Below are 16,003 nucleotides of genomic sequence, written 5' to 3'. Positions count from 1 at the left end.
TAGCCTTAATTAACCGAAAAGCGCCTCAGATTTCTGAGGCGCTTTTTAATTTTAGGACAATTACCTTATATTAAATTATCTGTTTAGCTTTGTGTTTTTCTATTTGCTCATTTCCCCAGATTCTTAAATAGTCAATGAAAGGGATGAGCTGCTGGCCAACTTCTGTTAAAGAATATTCTACTTTTGGCGGAACTTCGTGATATACTTTCCTGTTGATAAGGCTGTCATCTTCCAGTTCACGTAAAGTCTGGGTAAGCATTTTCGGGGTAATATCGGAGAGCGTCTTCCGCAATTCGCCGTAACGCATAATAGCTTTTACATGCAGATACCATAAGATTCTTCCTTTATATTTTCCGCCAATTCTTCTAAATGCATAGTCTACAGGACAGGAAGGCTCGTCGATTAAATATTTTTTCATGATTTTTATTAAAATTAATATATTGATAATCAGCAATAGTATACTTTTGGTTTGTAGAGTACAAAAAAGTGCATACTTGCCTGTAATATAGCATTAATTTACTTTTGTTTTGACCTTAAAGTAAAAATATAATGAAAACAATTATTTTAAATGAAGCCGGAGGTGTTGATAAGCTTCAGCTGGCTGATACTGAAAAACCCCAAATAAAAAGTAACGAAGTATTAGTAAAAGTAAAAGCAATAGGAATCAACCCGGTTGATGTAAATGCCAGAGCATATGATGGTGTTCTCAATTGGATATATGGTGATATAAGACCGGTGGTTTTAGGTTGGGATATTGCAGGTGAAGTGAGTGAGATAGGAGATAATATAACCGATTTTAAAATTGGGGACAGAGTTTTCGGAATGGTAAACTTTTTCGGAAATGGAAAAGCCTATGCAGAGTATGTGGCTGCTCCTGAAAGTCATTTGGCCCTAATTCCTGACAATCATACATTTGAAGAGGCTGCAGCAGCTACTTTAGCAGCGGTAACAGCTTACCAGGCCTTGGTGGATGTTGCTAAAATTAAGAAAAACGACAGGGTTCTGATCCATGCTGCGTCAGGAGGAGTTGGCCATTTTGCAGTACAGATCGCTAAATATTTTGGAGCTTATGTGATAGGAACTTCCTCCGCAAATAATAAGGAATTTGTTCTGTCAATGGGTGCGGATGAGCATATTGATTATACCCAAAAAGACAGCCTCAATATGGTTAGAGACATCGATATTGCTATAGATACCATCCAGGGAGAAACATTGCTGAAATCAATTGATGCAGTGCGGCCCGGAGGAATTATTGTAACCTTACCTTCGCCTGAAATTCCTCAAAACACTCAGGATAAAACGGAAAAACAGGGTATTAATCTTGAATTCATGATGGTGGCTTCCAAAAAAGAAACGATTCAGTCCATTGCTGGCTTACTTGAGAATAAATCCCTGATTCCTCATATCCATCGAACTTTTTCTTTTGAGGAAATGGCTAAAGCCCATCTGGAAATGGAAACAAAAAGGGTAGTAGGTAAAATAGTGGTCACACTATAAAACTGAAAGTATCTTTTCGGGAGTCCGGATCTCAATTAATTAAAGCGCATTAGATTTCTGATGCGCTTTACGTTTCCTTAATCAAATCAATCTTTGATTGATTCCTTCTTTGCATCCTTCTTATGAAGTATAATAATTAATCCTTTGCGTCAAAAAAATCCTGAAAGTATACATTTCAAAAAGATGATCGTTTAATTTCTTTAATCATAAAAAAAGGCTTCCAGAATGAACTGAAAGCCTTCGCTTATTTATTGTTATACAGAAAATTAATCTGCCATAGCTTCGCCAGCCTTTCTGTAGATAAAACTACCGTAGATATGTCTTCTTGCAAAACGGCTTGGAGAATCGGAATTCACCATTTTAATATATGTATTTTTCGGAACTCCAAGGTATTCATACATGTTTCCATTCAGGTGCTGAACTTTCAAAACTGCTTTTTCAAGGTAAAAATCCTGAATATTGGATTTTGTAATCGTTTCAGTATATTCTTCCTTATATTTTTCCTGTGTTTCCGGGTTGATGCTCACCAGAAAGTGATAGGCTTCAATGATAGACTTGCTTTTTTCCTCTGCTTCCAGCTTTCCGGCTTCGTCATTGGCAAATTTATCAGGATGCGTATCTTTCATTGTATTCCTGTAAATGGTCTTTAATTCCTTTAAAGTAACGGTTTTATCAACTTCAAGAAGCTTTCTGTATTCGCCTAATTTTTTCATAACTGTAGAATCCTTATTTCGGGGTGCAAAATTAAGGTTTTTAATTGAGAAATATGTAAGTTATTCAGTATTAATTTATTTGATGCTTGAGAAATCAGGAAAATTTATCATTTTTGTTTTTTTCTTAGGAGAGGGCTGACCATAAAGATATTGAGCATCGGAAAATATGGAATAAATTGAATTTTAAGCAAGTTTATTTACAGTTTTCACTTATAAGAAAAGAAAGCCTTGTCAAGGTCTTAAACCTTGACAAGGCTCCTTCCTTAAATCTTCGCCTCACGGTTATACTCTAATGTATTCCCTTACTCAGCTCCTTAATATGTTTATTTATAAAAGCTTCTTTATCCTTTTTTACTTCTTTTAACATCAGTTTCTGGTCTTCCGGAATGACAGAATATTTTTCGGCCCATAGATTAACTTCAATCAGGACAGGGAGTAGATCAATACCTTTTTGGGTGAGTTTGTATAACACTTTAGCCTTACTTTCCGGATGGTCCAGTTTGATGATGAGCTTGTTTTCTTCCAGCATGAGAAGGCGGGAAGCCAGAATATTGGTTGCTATTTTTTCTTCGGATTTTAAGAAATCTCCATAAGTGCACTGTTTGGCATACATCAAGTCTCTTATAATAAGCAGTGACCATTTATCTCCCCAGATATCCAGTGAGCAGCTGATAGGACAATCTGATCTCTTTTTTGAAGTTGACATAAAATAAATTTAATAATTAAAAAAATAACTTGCATTTTAAAAGTTATTGTATAAATTTGTACTTGTAAAATGCAAGCGAATTTAACGAATTAATTTTACAATACAATGAAAAATACTCTTTTTAACTCTTATAGAAATATCCATTTAGATCGAACCAATCGGACTTTGAGGGTTCTGATAATAAGAAGAGCAGATCGTCTGACAAAAAGAGGGGTTTCATTTTAAATAGAGTATCATGGAATTAAAAGGAAAAACAATTCTGATAACAGGAGGAGCTTCAGGAATAGGACTGGAAGCAGCGAAGCAGTTTTTAAAAATAGGTGCGAAGGTTATTATTACAGGCAGAAGTAAGGATAAACTTGATGCTGCAAAAAAACAGTTTCCAAATCTCACGGCCATCCAAAGTGATGTATCTGTTGCTGAAGATGCTAAACTACTTTTTGATAAAGTTTCAGAAATGGGTGGGATTGATATTTTGTACAACAATGCCGGCGTTGGTGCGGCGCCCATCAATTTGGGAATTCCCACCGAAAAACATATCGAAAATGCTGTATACGAAATGGAAGTTAATTATTTAGGGGTAATACGTTTAAATAATCTTTTTCTGGAGATGCTGAAATCAAGAAAAGAAAGTGCTATTATCAATACCACTTCCATCCTGAGCTATGTACCGTCACTTCTTGAAGCTACCTATTCGGCTTCTAAAACGGCGCTGGCATTTTACACCCAATCACTCAGAGAACATTTACGGATTATCGATAGCAAAATCAGGATATTTGAATTACTTCCTCCGGTTGTGGATACGGAAATGACTGCCGCAAGGAAAGATAAGAAAATGACACCGGAAGAACTCGTAAAAGGTTTGATTTTAGGATTACAGAAAGATCAATATACAATTCGGATAGGTGACACAAAACTGGTTTATTTTCTGCACAGATTTTTTCCTAAATTCACATTTGGTTTAGTAAACCCTAAGAGATCAGAACAATACCTTAAACCATAAATAAGCTCAAATTATGAAATCATACGGTATCAATCGTTATAAAAAAGACAGTGCGCTGCAACTTATAGATCTGCCTGAACCCGTTGTCAAAGAAAATGAGGTTTTAGTTCAGATCTATGCAGCAAGTGTCAATCTCCTGGATTCTAAAATAAAAAGCGGTGAATTTAAACTCATTTTACCTTATAAAATGCCGTTGATTTTAGGTCATGATGTGGCAGGAGTCATCACAAAAGTAGGTTCAAAAGTAAAAAGCTTTAAAGTAGGGGATGAGATTTATGCAAGGGTAGCAGATTTTCATATAGGTACTTTCGCAGAATTTATTTCTATTAATGAAAAGGATGTGGCTTTAAAACCTAAAAACCTGACAATGGAAGAGGCAGCCTCAATTCCTTTGGTGGGTTTAACGGCTTGGCAGGCTTTGATTACGAAATCTAATATTCAGGCCGGTCAGAAAGTTTTTATTCAGGCCGGATCCGGTGGTGTAGGGACTTTTGCTATACAGCTGGCAAAATATCTAGGGGCAACGGTTGCTACTACTGCCAGTGAAAAAAGCTTCGAACTTTTGAAGAGCCTTGGTGCAGATGTACTGATCGATTATAAAACACAAAATTTTGAAGATATTCTGATGGATTATGATGCAGTGCTGAATAGCCAGGACAACAAAACCCTGGAAAAATCATTCAATATCCTGAAATCAAAAGGAAAAATTATTTCAATTTCCGGTCCGCCGACACCTACATTTGCTAATGAATTTAACCTGCCCTGGTATATAAAATTGGTGACAAAATTGTTGAGCCGTAAAATCAGAAAAAAGGCGGATAAGCAAAATATTAATTATTCTTTTCTTTTCATGAAAGCTGATGGAAAGCAATTAGCAGAAATTACAAAATTGATAGAAGCAGGAGAAATAAAACCTGTCATCGACAAAGTTTTTTCGTTCGAAAATACGAATGAAGCAGTGAAATATGTAGAAAGTGGACGTGCAAAAGGAAAAGTAGTCATAAAGATGCTATAATTTTTTTGACCAAAACAAAAAAAGCAGGAGCTTAAAAACTCCTGCACAAATCCTATTATTTAACTAAATTTCCTTCTTTATCAAAAGTTTCTGCTGCTTCTTTTGAAGCTTCCACCATAGCAATCAACGCCTTTTCTGTTTCATCCCAATGGCGGGTTTTCAAACCACAGTCAGGGTTTACCCAAAGCTGTTGTGCTGGAATAACGGCTTGCGCTTTTTTCAGCAATTCAACCATTTCTTCTTTTGACGGAACCCTGGGTGAATGAATATCGTAAACTCCCGGACCAATCTCATTCGGATATTTGAAATCTGCGAAAGCATTCAACAGTTCCATCTGGCTTCTGGAGCATTCTATAGTAATCACATCGGCATCCATATCGGCAATATTCTCGATGATATCATTAAATTCAGAATAGCACATATGCGTATGAATCTGTGTTGCATTCTCCACACCGGAAGATGAAATCCTGAAAGCTTCTACAGCCCATTCAAGATATTGTTGCCAATCGGATCTCCTGAGCGGAAGCCCTTCTCTGATAGCCGGTTCATCAATCTGTATGATTCTGATCCCTGCTTTTTCCAGATCATTCACCTCATCACGGATTGCCAGTGCAATCTGTTTACAGGTAAGAGAACGAGGCTGGTCATCACGTACAAAAGACCATTGAAGAATCGTTACGGGGCCGGTCAACATTCCTTTTACCCATTTTTGAGTTAAAGATTGGGCATATTGGGACCAGTAAACCGTCATTGGATGCGGACGGTGAACGTCACCATAAATCATCGGAGGTTTTACACATCGGCTGCCGTAGCTCTGAACCCATCCGTTTTGAGTAAAAGCAAATCCGGAAAGCTGTTCCCCGAAATATTCTACCATATCATTTCGCTCAAATTCTCCGTGAACCAGCACATCAATACCTATCTCTTCCTGCCAGCGGATGGTTCTTTCTGTCTCTTTTTTAAGAAGATCATCATATTGTTCAGCGGTCAGTTCCCCTTTTTTAAATTTTGATCTCCATGTCCTTACTTCCTTAGTTTGAGGAAAAGAGCCAATCGTTGTCGTAGGAAATAAGGGAAGCTGTAGAACTTTTTGCTGCTCTTCTTTCCTTATGCTGAACGGGTTGTTTCTCTTTGCATCATCTTCAGTTGTTACATCCGTACGGTCTTTTACTTCCTGATTGTGGATCAAAGCTGAGATTTTACGGGTGTCAATTGCTTTTTTATTTTCGGCATACTGTTGCAGAGCCTGGTAATCTGCCTTTCCGGAAGCAAGCTTTTTCAAGGTAACAATTTCATCAACTTTTTGTTTGGCAAAAGCCATCCATTGCTTAATTTCAGGAGATAATGCTTCTTCATTCGTCTCCAGTTCAAGATCAAAAGGAGAGTGAAGCAGAGAACATGAAGGGGCAATGAAAACCCTGTCTGAACCAATGGTGCTGACCGCTTTTTCTATAAAGCTTAAAGATCTTTCAAAATTATTTTTCCAGATGTTCCGTCCATCTACAATACCTAAGGATAGACTCAATGTTTGAGGAATGGTACGTAAAACTTCATCCAGCTGTTCAGGACATCGTACCAGATCGATATGCAGGACATCTACAGGAAGTGAAGCTGCTAATGAAAGGTTGTCTTTTAAACCTTCAAAATAAGTAGCAATAATAAATGTAAGATTCGGGAACTGTTTTCTGATTTCAGCATAAACAGATGGGTAGATTTCTCTTGCTTTTTCAGTAAGATCCAGACCTAAAAAAGGTTCATCAAGCTGAATCCATGTGGCACCATGGTTTTCCAGTTCTTTTAAAATTTCGATATATACCGGAAGCAGATTTTCTATGAGGTCCAGTTTATCAAACCCGTCTTCTTTCTCTTTTCCCAGAAGAAGATAGGTAAGAGGGCCTAATATCACGGGCTTGGCATTTATTCCGGCTTCTTTTGCACTGATGAATTCACTGATGATCTTTTTGGAAAATAATCCGAACTGCTGGTTCTTCTGAAATTCAGGAACGATGTAATGGTAATTGGTATCAAACCATTTTGTCATTTCCATGGCGGTAATGTCGAGGCCGTCTTTCTGGTAGCCTCTTGCCATGCCAAAATATAGATCAAGCTCAGAATTGGATGCTCTTGAGGCAATTTCTTTATAGCGTTCGGGAATTGCTCCCACAGCTAGAGTCATGTCCAAAACCTGATCATAATAAGAAAAGTCATTGCAGGGAATAAGGTCAATTCCTGCTTCCTGCTGCATTTTCCAGTTCTGCCGGCTAATGGTTTTCCCGGTTTCCAGTAATTCGTTTAATGATGTTTTACCTGACCAATACTGTTCGCAGGCTTTTTTGAGTTCTCTGTGGCGGCCAATACGCGGGCTGCCAAGAATGTGCGTTTGCATGTTTTTAAACTTTAAATTATACAATTAGGATTTTAAAGGCTCTTTTAGATGCTCCGCAATGCTGTTTGGAAAGAATTTTAGGATATAAATGGATACAGTGAGGACGTAATTTCCCGGTAATGTAGGGACGTTCAAAGTATCATCTATATGAGCTGAAGCTTCAGACCGCGAAAGCATTGTCAATTCAGAATAGGCAGGTCTCCTGACTTGTAACAGTTTTTATCATCCTTCCCGCTTCTGGCAGTGGATATACTTGGATAAAAACCATTGTCGTGTTACTTACAGTTGCGCGACAGCTCGTGATTCTCACACGATTCCCTATTAATCTACGTTATGTAAAACCTCTTCTGTTTGATGAAGTATGTTAAAGAACAAAATCTATGTCAAAGGTATTGATAAAAGTGAATTGATTGGTTAATTTGCGAAAATTAGGAATATTATTTTGTTTTGGTCTTATTTTAAAGTTAAAAATTCTGTAAATTTGAAAAACATAACCTCAAAAAGAATATTATTCTGTGGAAAGACTTGACGAAAGGGATCTTCAATTGCTCAGAATCCTGCAAAAGAATGCTAAATTGACTGTAAAAGAGATTGCAAAAGAAGTCAATCTTTCACCTTCACCTGTTTTCGAACGGATGAAAAGACTTGAGCAGGAAGGATATATCAAGCATTATGCAGCTGTACTGGAAGCAGAAAAGCTGAACCGCGGGTTTACTGTTTTTTGCCAGATTAAACTTAAAATCCATGACCGTTCTGTAGGAAATCAGTTTGTTGAAGATATCTTACAGATTGATGAAATTGCTGAATGCTATAATATTTCAGGAGATTTCGATTTTCTCCTGAAAGTTCAGGTAAGAGATATGAAACATTACCAGGACTTTGTGTTCAATACGCTGGGTTCATTAGATTCTATAGGAAGTGCACACAGCACTTTTGTGATGGCAGAGGTTAAAAATATTCACGGAGTAAGTATTTAAAAATAAAAGCAGCACCCATAGGATACTGCCATTATAATTTTTTAAATCATTAATTTTTTCAATCTTTAAATAAAATTAACTGCTCCATTCTCACTACTGCATTTTGTTGATATTCTTCAGTCAGATTAAATATTTTCCCCAGTTTTTGGGAAGCACTGATAAAACTGATAAAGGTGCAGAGCTCCGAAATTTCTTTTTCGGAAAAGAATTCTCTCAACATGCTGAAATGGCTCTTGAGTATGGAACGGTGATCTTTAGAGAATAGCTCTGCGAAGCTTACAGCTACGGAAATTTTAAGATCTGACTGGCTGAAATCGGGTCTTCCGCCTTTTACCATGCAGTATTCACAGCCATTGCCAAATGCAAGTGTTCTTCGGATCTGTTCCAGTAAATCAGAGTCTAAACTTGTATTTTTAAAGAAAGTCTCTTCAAGTCTGTTCCAGTGGTATAGTATTTCAGGGTTATGGCCAATAAGTTTTTCAAATGGTGTATTTCCATTGTCTGAAAATTCAATAGTTGTCATATTTTTTTATGTCAAATTTCTGTCTAATTCATGAAGTTTTAAAATGGATTTAATGGTTAAATTTTATAATTTTGGTTATTTCTACTGATTTAATCTAAAAATGCAATGAAAATAGTTTTAGACGATTTTGATTATAAAATCTTACGGTTACTGACTGAAAATTCCAGATTAAGTTATGCTGAAATAGGGCGTAACATCTCCCTTTCTCAGTCTGCTACAAAAGAGAGAGTACAGAACCTTACCGATACCGGTGTTATCAAAAGTTTTACAACAGATATTAATTATGGCCTTCTCGGGTATAGCCTGAGAGTCATTATTCATCTGAAGTTTAAAAATGATGAGTTTAAAATATTTATTGACCACCTGAAACACTTCCCCGAGATCATCAGCTGTAAAAGAATCACAGGAGAATACTGCCTCATTGCTGAATGTGTGTTAAAAGACAGTGCCCACCTTGAACATATTATTGACAGGCTGTTAAAATTTGGAATTCCTTCCACATCAGTACAGCTGTCTGAAATAAAAGCGAATCATTTTTTTCCAGGCTCAATAAGAGAAATTTCTTACGGAAACAAAAAACAGCACCCGAAAACGAATGCTGACTGATTTTTAAATCATTAAATTTTTCAATCTTTAAATAAAATTATGGCTCATCACAGTCCTGTTTCAGCTTCGTAAAGATCTTATCAAACTTTTCATAAAGCGCTACCTCATCATTAGGATCTGGTCTGAAACTGCCGTTGGCACAATTGTAGAAGCCGAAACCAATTAATTGAATCAGTGCATAATCATCTTTCTTCGGATCGTTGAATTGAGCCTTGAACCTATCTATTACAGATTGTGGATCAGCATTATCTTTGCTTTTGGCTTCAACAAAGTTTTTCCAAACGGTGTACATTTTCTGTTTGTCCGGAGAAGAAACAGCATCAATATATTGTTTGCAGGTATCGTAATATTTGCTATTTTTAAGTGATGCAGGATCAGAGTAGGCGATAAGCTCTTCTTTTTTCAGTTGATATTCATTTTCAAAAGTCTGAATGGTTTCCTGGTGAAGCTTTTTCCACTCGGGAAGATTAATAACTTTAAGGTTATACAGCTGGCTTTTCTTTTCCTGATACTGCTTTTCCAATTGTTGCAGATAAATGTTTTTATTTTTTCGGACATCTTCAAGATCCGAAAGTTTAAAGACCGCATGATTGTCGAACAAACCACTGTTGAACTGATATAGGAGCTTATAAATCCCGTCTATTTCCTCTTTTTTATATTTTCCAGGATCAAAATATCCTTTATTATCGCAGTTGAAAGTCTGGTAAGGGTAGAGTACCAGATTGTTGTTCTTACTACTTGTTTTCTGTCCGAAGACTGCTGCAGAAAGAGCCAATGAAAGTGTAAAAAGTAATTTTTTCATATATTTTGTTATAAGCTTTATTCGGAAATATTCTGAACCTGAGTTTAATCTAGAGATTTTATTATGTTTTTTAATTTTAAAATAATAGTTTTGACATAAATTAATATCTATGGACTCGGGCTTTGTTTTTTTTATTTTTACTTTACTGATCCTGGCTGGATTATCTTATCTGGTGATGCGGTTTTTTAATCGTTGGACATCAAAATCTCAGCACAGAATAGTCTTGAATGGTTTGATCTTCATTGTGTCCTATGCATTGTTGATGTTTATCTCATTTATTATTTTGACGATGAACGTAAGTTTTGAGAGATAATGCTTGGCTTCTGATAATAAAATAAGCTGCTGCAAGATTGAGAATCAGGGAAACCCAGACATTCAGTCCATAAAACAGCTCATAATCATGCAGATTTTCCTGATAGAACAGATTCTTTATAATCCTGAAAGTGATAGCTGTGGTGGTAACTGCATAGCTTAGGATCATATATTTTTTGTGCCCTGCAATATTCCCTTTTTTAATGAAGAGAACGGCAGCAATCGTAAAATAAGCCCAGAGAATATCCTGAAGCATAAACCCTGTAATCCCGATGATTCCACCATTTGAAAATAATCCCAATACAAAACATGCCGGAACATTGATGATCAGAATATTGTAAACATAAATCTTTCCTATCCATCTGTGAAGTGCTGTGTTTTCACTTAAAAACCGGTTTGAAAACTGAGTGAGTCCAGCCAATAAACAAAGCGTGACTGAAAAAATGTGAATGTAAAAAAATGTTATCCAATAGGGATTACTGACCACTTTCTGTTTAAACATGAGAAAACCCACATTTTTATCAAAACCTGTATATTGGGAGATCGTTTTCAGCATCAGAATACTGAAAATAAAGATGGCTACGGCAGCAAATATCCTGATGATCCTAATTGTCATCCTTTTAAAATAGTTTTAGCAATAGGCGGCTAGAAGCATGTTTCACACCGTTTGTTATTTCTATACAATACTTTTGATGCGTAAATGCTGCAGAAGCATGATGGTTTTTGCATCCATGATTTCTCCGCTGTCTATCATGGTAAGGGCATCATTAAAAGGAAGTTCTAAAACTTCAATATGCTCTCCCTCTTCTTCGAGTCCTCCACCGTTTGCGATCTTCATTTCAGAAGAATATTCAGCGATAAAGAAATACAGGATTTCCGTTACGGAGCCAGGAGACATATAGGCTTCGAACACTTTTTCCACCTTAGAAATTTTATAACCGGTTTCCTCTTCCGTTTCTCTTTTTATACAGTCTTCGGGGTTATCATTGTCCAAAAGGCCGGCGCAGGCTTCAATAAGCATTCCTGTGGCATTTCCATTGATGAAAGTAGGAAGCCTGAACTGCCTGGTTAAGATCACAGTACCTGAAATCTTATTATAAAGGAGGATAACCGCTCCGTTTCCTCTGTCGTAAGCTTCTCTGCTATGGGTTTCTGTGGTTCCGTCCTTTTTTATAATGTTGTAAGTGACTTTATTAAGTGTATACCAGTTGTCTGATAAAATTTCTGTTTTAAGAATAGTAATGTTAGGATTCTGCATGGGAATATCTTCTCTATTATATTTAATGATGTGGGTCTGATAGGCCTTATATATAAATGCTAAATTAATATTTCTTTTTCAACAAGCCCTTAAATTTCCCTTAAAATCAGAGAATCTTTATCACAAAATAAACAGTAAGCAGCCATTTCAGCTTCTATTGACCTCGAAGGTGCTTCTTTAAATATACGGAAGTTGCAGAATGCTGTGCTGATAAGAGGTCTTTCACGGTTCCTTCAAATACAATACTGCCGCCCAGTTTTCCGGCTCCAGGACCGATATCAATAATCCAGTCTGCCTTAGCGATGATGTCCAGGTTATGTTCAATAACGATTAAGGTATTCCCATTATGTATCAGTTCATCAAAGAAAGAAAGCAGCTTTTCATTATCAATAGGATGAAGGCCTGTGCTGGGCTCATCCAAAACAATAATCTTATCTGTACGGTTCAGCTCTTTCGTCAGTTTTAAACGCTGTCTTTCACCTCCGGAGAAGCTGTCCAGCCGCTGCCCCAGAGTCAGATAATCCAGTCCTAATTTAATCAGCAGGCTGAGTTCATGCTCAAATCCGGGTCCGGGAAAAAACTGCAGGGCTTCCAGAACGGTCATATTCATGATATCAGCGATATTTTTACCCCTGTATAGATATTGTAAAACTTCAGGTTTATATCCTGATCCGTGACAGACTTCACAGGGCTGTTCAATATCATCCATAAAAGCAAGGTCTATTTTTTCCACGCCCAATCCCCTGCAATTGGAACAGGCGCCTTCACCGTTGCGGCTGAAAAGCTTTTCAGAAACATTATTGGCATTGGAGAAAAGTTTTCTGACAGTATTTGACAGATTGAGATACGTTAACAGATTTGAACGGATACTGGCTGTAAAAACAGATTGATCTACTACGGTTACCGGATAGGATAAGGGTAAAACTTTATTGATCAAAGTGCTTTTCCCTGATCCTGCCACACCGGTTACAACATTCATTATGCCTGTAGGTATTTTTACACTCACATTTTTTAAGTTATGAAGATGAGCATTTTTAATTTCAAGATAGCCTTTTGCTGATCTAGGGACGTTATTATAAGTACGGGCTTTGTTAAAATAATCGGCTGTTTTACCTTTTGCATTTTTTAAATGATTAAAAGTTCCCTGATACATAATTTCACCGCCGTTTTTCCCCGAATCAGGTCCCATATCCACAATAAGATCGGCTATTTTGATGAGATCCGGGTCATGTTCAACAATTAAGACGGTATTGCCTTTATCCCTTATTTTTTTGATGATATCTACAATATGGTCAATATCTTTAGGATGGAGGCCGATACTGGGTTCATCAAAAATATACAGCAGATCCACAAGGCTGTTTCCCAGCTGCTTTACCATTTTTATCCGTTGGGATTCCCCTCCTGATAGCGTGTCAGTTTGTCTGTCCAGGGTCAGATACTGCAAACCTATATCAATTAGGTTCTGAAGCTTTTTTATCAACTCATTAATTATAGAAGAATATATTTCAGATGACAAGCTCTGAATAAAAAGGAGAAGTTCATCAATGGAGAGTGAGGTACAGTCTGCAATGCTTTTACCTTCAATCTTACAGGACAGAACTTTTGAATTGAGCCTTTTCCCCTGGCAAAGCGGACATGGTTTGGTAATGATGACCCTTTTTAAAGTGTCTTTTCGGGTAATATTCTCTTTAGAATCCTTTTTCAGAAATGAACTTTCAATTCTGGGAATTACGCCTTTATACCGGACTGTTTTTCCCCATTCTTTGGTCGGATTTTTGGGAATATGCTCTTTGGCATTCAACAACATTTCCCATTCTTTTTCTGTGAAGTCTTTAAGCTTTTTGTCATTGTCAAAATACCCGGAATAAATATAACGTGTCAGCCGCCAGCCTCCAGGCTGAAATGTGGGAAACTGTATCGCGCCTTCATTCAGTGATTTGTTTCTGTCAAAAAGAGTTTCCGTATTTACGGTCTGTACATAGCCCAAACCTTCACACTCGGGACACATCCCCTGAGGATTGTTGAAAGAAAATACATTGGAATATCCCACAAATGGTTTACCTATCCTGGAAAAAAGTAGCCTGAGGGAGGCATAAATATCCGTTGCTGTTCCCACTGTTGAGCGTGCATTTCCTCCCAGCCTCTTTTGATTGATGATAAAAGGCACATTAAGGTTTTCGATTTTTTCAACATTCGGAACTCCAAAATGCTGTAAACGGTTCCTTATAAAACTGTTTTGGGTCTCATTAATCTGGCGTTGGGCTTCGGCACCTATCGTTTCAAATACCAACGATGATTTTCCGGATCCTGAAACTCCTGTGAAGACCGTTATTTTATTTTTTGGAATGCGTAATGAAATATTTTTCAGATTATTCTGTCTTGCGTGAGTGATGATGATTTCTTTCATAATAATTCATTAACTTTGTTAATAGTTAACTAAGTTAAGTATTTTTATGGAAATAGAAAAGAATCAATTTTTTAATACGTTTACTGATCTTCAGTGTTTTATATTGGCTAATATGAACAAGGGGAACATCAGCGGTGTTACGGCAACGCATTACAATATTATAGAATATATATACCGGAAGGATCAGGTTACCGGAAAACAGATTGCTGCGGCATTTAAGGTCAGTCAGGCAGCCGTATCAAAACAGATCAAATTCCTGATCAGTAATAAGCTGGTCGAACAGAAACAAAGTATTTCCGACAGAAGAATATTTAATCTTTCAGCGACAGAAAAAGGTAAGTTTCTGATCAATAATTCTGAAGATTTCCGAAAAACAGTAGCCGATCAGGCTTCTGCTATCTTGGATAAAACAGAATTAGAAACATTAATAGCTTTGCTTAATAAGGTTCTGGAAAATTTGAAAGTCTGAGTGTGGCTTCACTAGGATATGTATAATACTTTTTTTGTTTCTAAATTACTTCTCTTTCAGAAGATTTTCCAGAGCTCCCTTCAGATCAGGAAATTTAAATTGGAATCCTGTATCCTGTATTTTTTGTGAAGAAGCCCGTGAGCCTTCCAGTAAAGCATCTGCCAGCTCTCCAAACATCAGTTTTAAAACAAATGCAGGTACATTAGGCATAAATAAAGGTTTTTTCAGGACTTCAGCTATTTTTTTCGTTAAATTCTCATTGGTAGTATGCTGAGGAGAAACCGCGTTGTAAGCCCCATCCATATCAGAGTTTTTAAGGGCTGTCAGATAAATAGAGCAAATATCGTCAATATGAATCCACGGCATGTATTGTTTTCCATTCCCTAAAGCAGACCCAATGCCGTATTTTATAGTGGGAACCATTTTCTTCAGTGCCCCGTCTTCTTTAGAAAGAACAACGGCTGTCCGTATTTTCACAACCCTTTCTGCCAGGTTTTGTTCTTTGAAATCATCTGCCGATCTTTCCCACAAAACCACAACCTCACTCAGAAAGTCATTTCCGGGAGGATCTTTTTCAGTATAAACTTTTTCTGTTGTTACCGTTCCGTAATAATTGATTCCAGAAGCGGAAATAAAAGATTTAAGCTGTATTTTTTTCTTTTTTACAGTTTTTAAAAGAAGTCTTGCAGAATCTACACGGCTGGATATCAGTTCACGCTTTCTTTCCTTGGTCCATCGTTTTTCTGAAATATTGGCGCCAGCCAGATGAATAATGTGGGAAACATTTTCAAGAGCAGATTCATCCATTGTTCCGTTTTTGATATCCCATTCAAATTCATTCTCATGCCTTTTCTTTCGCGTCAGAAATCGTACGGTGTATTCGTTTTCTATTTTTTTTGAGAGTTTCTGTGCGATCATTCCGCCGGCACCGGTGATAAGAACAATTTCTTTCATAATTGAATATTTAGGGTAAGTAGGGAATTATGTCTGATTCTTTACAATGAGTACAAAATCATCTTCCAAAAGCTTATAGCCGTAGTCATAAATAAACCTGTATTCAGAGCCATTTTTATAAACTTTCAGATTGGTGAAATAATCGAAATCAAAACCTAAGCCATCCATCCTTGATTTTGCAATTTTCGCTTTGCCATCTGTATTCAGTTCCATAAGGATACGGTAATTTCTGCGGAGCTTGTTGTTCACATTCCGCATCAGATTAGTAGAATCTTTGTTCTGCTTATTATTGTAGGCATTCCGGCAGGCATCATTACAGAATTTCTTATCAGACCTCCCGATAATTTTTTCGCCACATTCGAGACAGTTCATGCT

General features: G+C 36.9%; 17 protein-coding genes and 1 riboswitch. Of the genes, 6 read left to right on the top strand and 11 right to left on the bottom strand.

All coding sequences use genetic code 11. The annotated features are described in order from the left end of the window. Nucleotides 1–70 precede the first annotated feature (70 nt). The gene (locus DRF61_RS14360) at nucleotides 71–418 is read right to left on the bottom strand and encodes a winged helix-turn-helix transcriptional regulator (RefSeq protein ID WP_111958402.1); all 348 of its coding nucleotides are present in this window, start codon (nucleotides 416–418) and stop codon (nucleotides 71–73) included. 131 nt (nucleotides 419–549) lie between these two features. On the opposite strand from DRF61_RS14360, the gene DRF61_RS14355 reads away from it, so the two are divergent. Then, nucleotides 550–1,497: an NADP-dependent oxidoreductase gene (locus DRF61_RS14355; protein WP_111958215.1), complete on the top strand. Its 948-nt coding sequence runs from the start codon at nucleotides 550–552 to the stop codon at nucleotides 1,495–1,497. Between the two features lie 266 nt (nucleotides 1,498–1,763). Here DRF61_RS14355 and DRF61_RS14350 read toward each other — a convergent pair whose 3' ends face one another. Together DRF61_RS14350 and DRF61_RS14345 are read right to left on the bottom strand one after the other, a co-directional pair. Continuing rightward, nucleotides 1,764–2,210 (bottom strand): KTSC domain-containing protein, encoded by a 447-nt coding sequence (locus tag DRF61_RS14350; RefSeq protein ID WP_111958213.1) that lies wholly within the window; start codon nucleotides 2,208–2,210, stop codon nucleotides 1,764–1,766. 289 nt (nucleotides 2,211–2,499) lie between these two features. After that, nucleotides 2,500–2,916: a winged helix-turn-helix transcriptional regulator gene (locus DRF61_RS14345; RefSeq protein ID WP_111958211.1), complete on the bottom strand. Its 417-nt coding sequence runs from the start codon at nucleotides 2,914–2,916 to the stop codon at nucleotides 2,500–2,502. A gap of 235 nt (nucleotides 2,917–3,151) precedes the next feature. Between DRF61_RS14345 and DRF61_RS14340 the strand changes: the two genes are divergently transcribed. Both DRF61_RS14340 and DRF61_RS14335 read left to right on the top strand, forming a co-directional pair. After that, a complete protein-coding gene (locus DRF61_RS14340; protein ID WP_111958209.1) occupies nucleotides 3,152–3,919 on the top strand; it encodes an SDR family oxidoreductase in 768 nt (255 codons plus the stop codon). A 13-nt stretch (nucleotides 3,920–3,932) separates the two neighbouring features. Further along, nucleotides 3,933–4,934 carry an NADP-dependent oxidoreductase gene (locus tag DRF61_RS14335; RefSeq protein WP_111958207.1) on the top strand — a complete coding sequence of 334 codons (1,002 nt, stop codon included), beginning with the start codon at nucleotides 3,933–3,935 and terminating at the stop codon, nucleotides 4,932–4,934. Between the two features lie 55 nt (nucleotides 4,935–4,989). Here the strand turns inward: DRF61_RS14335 and metE are convergent, their stop codons facing one another. Then, complete coding sequence (metE, locus tag DRF61_RS14330) at nucleotides 4,990–7,320, bottom strand: 5-methyltetrahydropteroyltriglutamate--homocysteine S-methyltransferase (RefSeq protein ID WP_111958205.1); 2,331 nt, start codon at nucleotides 7,318–7,320, stop codon at nucleotides 4,990–4,992. Nucleotides 7,321–7,495: 175 nt separating this feature from the next. After that, nucleotides 7,496–7,681, bottom strand: a riboswitch (cobalamin riboswitch). Nucleotides 7,682–7,835: 154 nt separating this feature from the next. On the opposite strand from metE, the gene DRF61_RS14325 reads away from it, so the two are divergent. Beyond that, complete coding sequence (locus DRF61_RS14325) at nucleotides 7,836–8,297, top strand: Lrp/AsnC family transcriptional regulator (RefSeq protein WP_111958203.1); 462 nt, start codon at nucleotides 7,836–7,838, stop codon at nucleotides 8,295–8,297. A gap of 58 nt (nucleotides 8,298–8,355) precedes the next feature. Here the strand turns inward: DRF61_RS14325 and DRF61_RS14320 are convergent, their stop codons facing one another. After that, a complete protein-coding gene (locus DRF61_RS14320) occupies nucleotides 8,356–8,820 on the bottom strand; it encodes a carboxymuconolactone decarboxylase family protein (protein WP_111958201.1) in 465 nt (154 codons plus the stop codon). Between the two features lie 105 nt (nucleotides 8,821–8,925). On the opposite strand from DRF61_RS14320, the gene DRF61_RS14315 reads away from it, so the two are divergent. Then, the gene (locus DRF61_RS14315) at nucleotides 8,926–9,426 is read left to right on the top strand and encodes an Lrp/AsnC family transcriptional regulator (RefSeq protein WP_111958199.1); all 501 of its coding nucleotides are present in this window, start codon (nucleotides 8,926–8,928) and stop codon (nucleotides 9,424–9,426) included. Between the two features lie 37 nt (nucleotides 9,427–9,463). On the opposite strand, the gene DRF61_RS14310 is transcribed toward DRF61_RS14315, so the two are convergent. The 4 genes from DRF61_RS14310 to DRF61_RS14295 form a co-directional block, all read right to left on the bottom strand. Continuing rightward, nucleotides 9,464–10,228 carry a hypothetical protein gene (locus tag DRF61_RS14310; protein WP_111958197.1) on the bottom strand — a complete coding sequence of 255 codons (765 nt, stop codon included), beginning with the start codon at nucleotides 10,226–10,228 and terminating at the stop codon, nucleotides 9,464–9,466. A 271-nt stretch (nucleotides 10,229–10,499) separates the two neighbouring features. Next, nucleotides 10,500–11,156, bottom strand: a complete 657-nt coding sequence (locus DRF61_RS14305) for a DUF2306 domain-containing protein (RefSeq protein ID WP_111958195.1) — start codon at nucleotides 11,154–11,156, stop codon at nucleotides 10,500–10,502. A gap of 60 nt (nucleotides 11,157–11,216) precedes the next feature. Then, complete coding sequence (gene nudK, locus DRF61_RS14300) at nucleotides 11,217–11,798, bottom strand: GDP-mannose pyrophosphatase NudK (RefSeq protein ID WP_111958193.1); 582 nt, start codon at nucleotides 11,796–11,798, stop codon at nucleotides 11,217–11,219. A gap of 154 nt (nucleotides 11,799–11,952) precedes the next feature. Further along, on the bottom strand, nucleotides 11,953–14,205 hold the full coding sequence (locus DRF61_RS14295; protein WP_111958191.1) for an ATP-binding cassette domain-containing protein: 2,253 nt from the start codon (nucleotides 14,203–14,205) through the stop codon (nucleotides 11,953–11,955). Between the two features lie 112 nt (nucleotides 14,206–14,317). Between DRF61_RS14295 and DRF61_RS14290 the strand changes: the two genes are divergently transcribed. Continuing rightward, nucleotides 14,318–14,674: a MarR family winged helix-turn-helix transcriptional regulator gene (locus DRF61_RS14290; RefSeq protein ID WP_228452660.1), complete on the top strand. Its 357-nt coding sequence runs from the start codon at nucleotides 14,318–14,320 to the stop codon at nucleotides 14,672–14,674. Between the two features lie 45 nt (nucleotides 14,675–14,719). Here the strand turns inward: DRF61_RS14290 and DRF61_RS14285 are convergent, their stop codons facing one another. Further along, nucleotides 14,720–15,628 carry a TIGR01777 family oxidoreductase gene (locus DRF61_RS14285; RefSeq protein ID WP_111958187.1) on the bottom strand — a complete coding sequence of 303 codons (909 nt, stop codon included), beginning with the start codon at nucleotides 15,626–15,628 and terminating at the stop codon, nucleotides 14,720–14,722. A gap of 27 nt (nucleotides 15,629–15,655) precedes the next feature. Then, the gene (locus DRF61_RS14280; protein ID WP_111958185.1) at nucleotides 15,656–16,000 is read right to left on the bottom strand and encodes a hypothetical protein; all 345 of its coding nucleotides are present in this window, start codon (nucleotides 15,998–16,000) and stop codon (nucleotides 15,656–15,658) included. Nucleotides 16,001–16,003: the final 3 nt, after the last annotated feature.

The organism is Chryseobacterium lathyri, from assembly GCF_003290185.1.
Classification (GTDB): domain Bacteria; phylum Bacteroidota; class Bacteroidia; order Flavobacteriales; family Weeksellaceae; genus Chryseobacterium; species Chryseobacterium lathyri.
This window is presented reverse-complemented; position numbering and strand designations above follow the sequence as displayed.

Coding starts and splice junctions, on each gene's coding strand:
- DRF61_RS14360 (WP_111958402.1), bottom strand. CDS start 418: ATGAAAAAATATTTAATCGACGAGCCTTCCTGTCCTGTAGACTATGCA.
- DRF61_RS14355 (WP_111958215.1), top strand. CDS start 550: ATGAAAACAATTATTTTAAATGAAGCCGGAGGTGTTGATAAGCTTCAG.
- DRF61_RS14350 (WP_111958213.1), bottom strand. CDS start 2,210: ATGAAAAAATTAGGCGAATACAGAAAGCTTCTTGAAGTTGATAAAACC.
- DRF61_RS14345 (WP_111958211.1), bottom strand. CDS start 2,916: ATGTCAACTTCAAAAAAGAGATCAGATTGTCCTATCAGCTGCTCACTG.
- DRF61_RS14340 (WP_111958209.1), top strand. CDS start 3,152: ATGGAATTAAAAGGAAAAACAATTCTGATAACAGGAGGAGCTTCAGGA.
- DRF61_RS14335 (WP_111958207.1), top strand. CDS start 3,933: ATGAAATCATACGGTATCAATCGTTATAAAAAAGACAGTGCGCTGCAA.
- metE (WP_111958205.1), bottom strand. CDS start 7,320: ATGCAAACGCACATTCTTGGCAGCCCGCGTATTGGCCGCCACAGAGAA.
- DRF61_RS14320 (WP_111958201.1), bottom strand. CDS start 8,820: ATGACAACTATTGAATTTTCAGACAATGGAAATACACCATTTGAAAAA.
- DRF61_RS14315 (WP_111958199.1), top strand. CDS start 8,926: ATGAAAATAGTTTTAGACGATTTTGATTATAAAATCTTACGGTTACTG.
- DRF61_RS14310 (WP_111958197.1), bottom strand. CDS start 10,228: ATGAAAAAATTACTTTTTACACTTTCATTGGCTCTTTCTGCAGCAGTC.
- DRF61_RS14305 (WP_111958195.1), bottom strand. CDS start 11,156: ATGACAATTAGGATCATCAGGATATTTGCTGCCGTAGCCATCTTTATT.
- nudK (WP_111958193.1), bottom strand. CDS start 11,798: ATGCAGAATCCTAACATTACTATTCTTAAAACAGAAATTTTATCAGAC.
- DRF61_RS14295 (WP_111958191.1), bottom strand. CDS start 14,205: ATGAAAGAAATCATCATCACTCACGCAAGACAGAATAATCTGAAAAAT.
- DRF61_RS14290 (WP_228452660.1), top strand. CDS start 14,318: ATGAACAAGGGGAACATCAGCGGTGTTACGGCAACGCATTACAATATT.
- DRF61_RS14285 (WP_111958187.1), bottom strand. CDS start 15,628: ATGAAAGAAATTGTTCTTATCACCGGTGCCGGCGGAATGATCGCACAG.
- DRF61_RS14280 (WP_111958185.1), bottom strand. CDS start 16,000: ATGAACTGTCTCGAATGTGGCGAAAAAATTATCGGGAGGTCTGATAAG.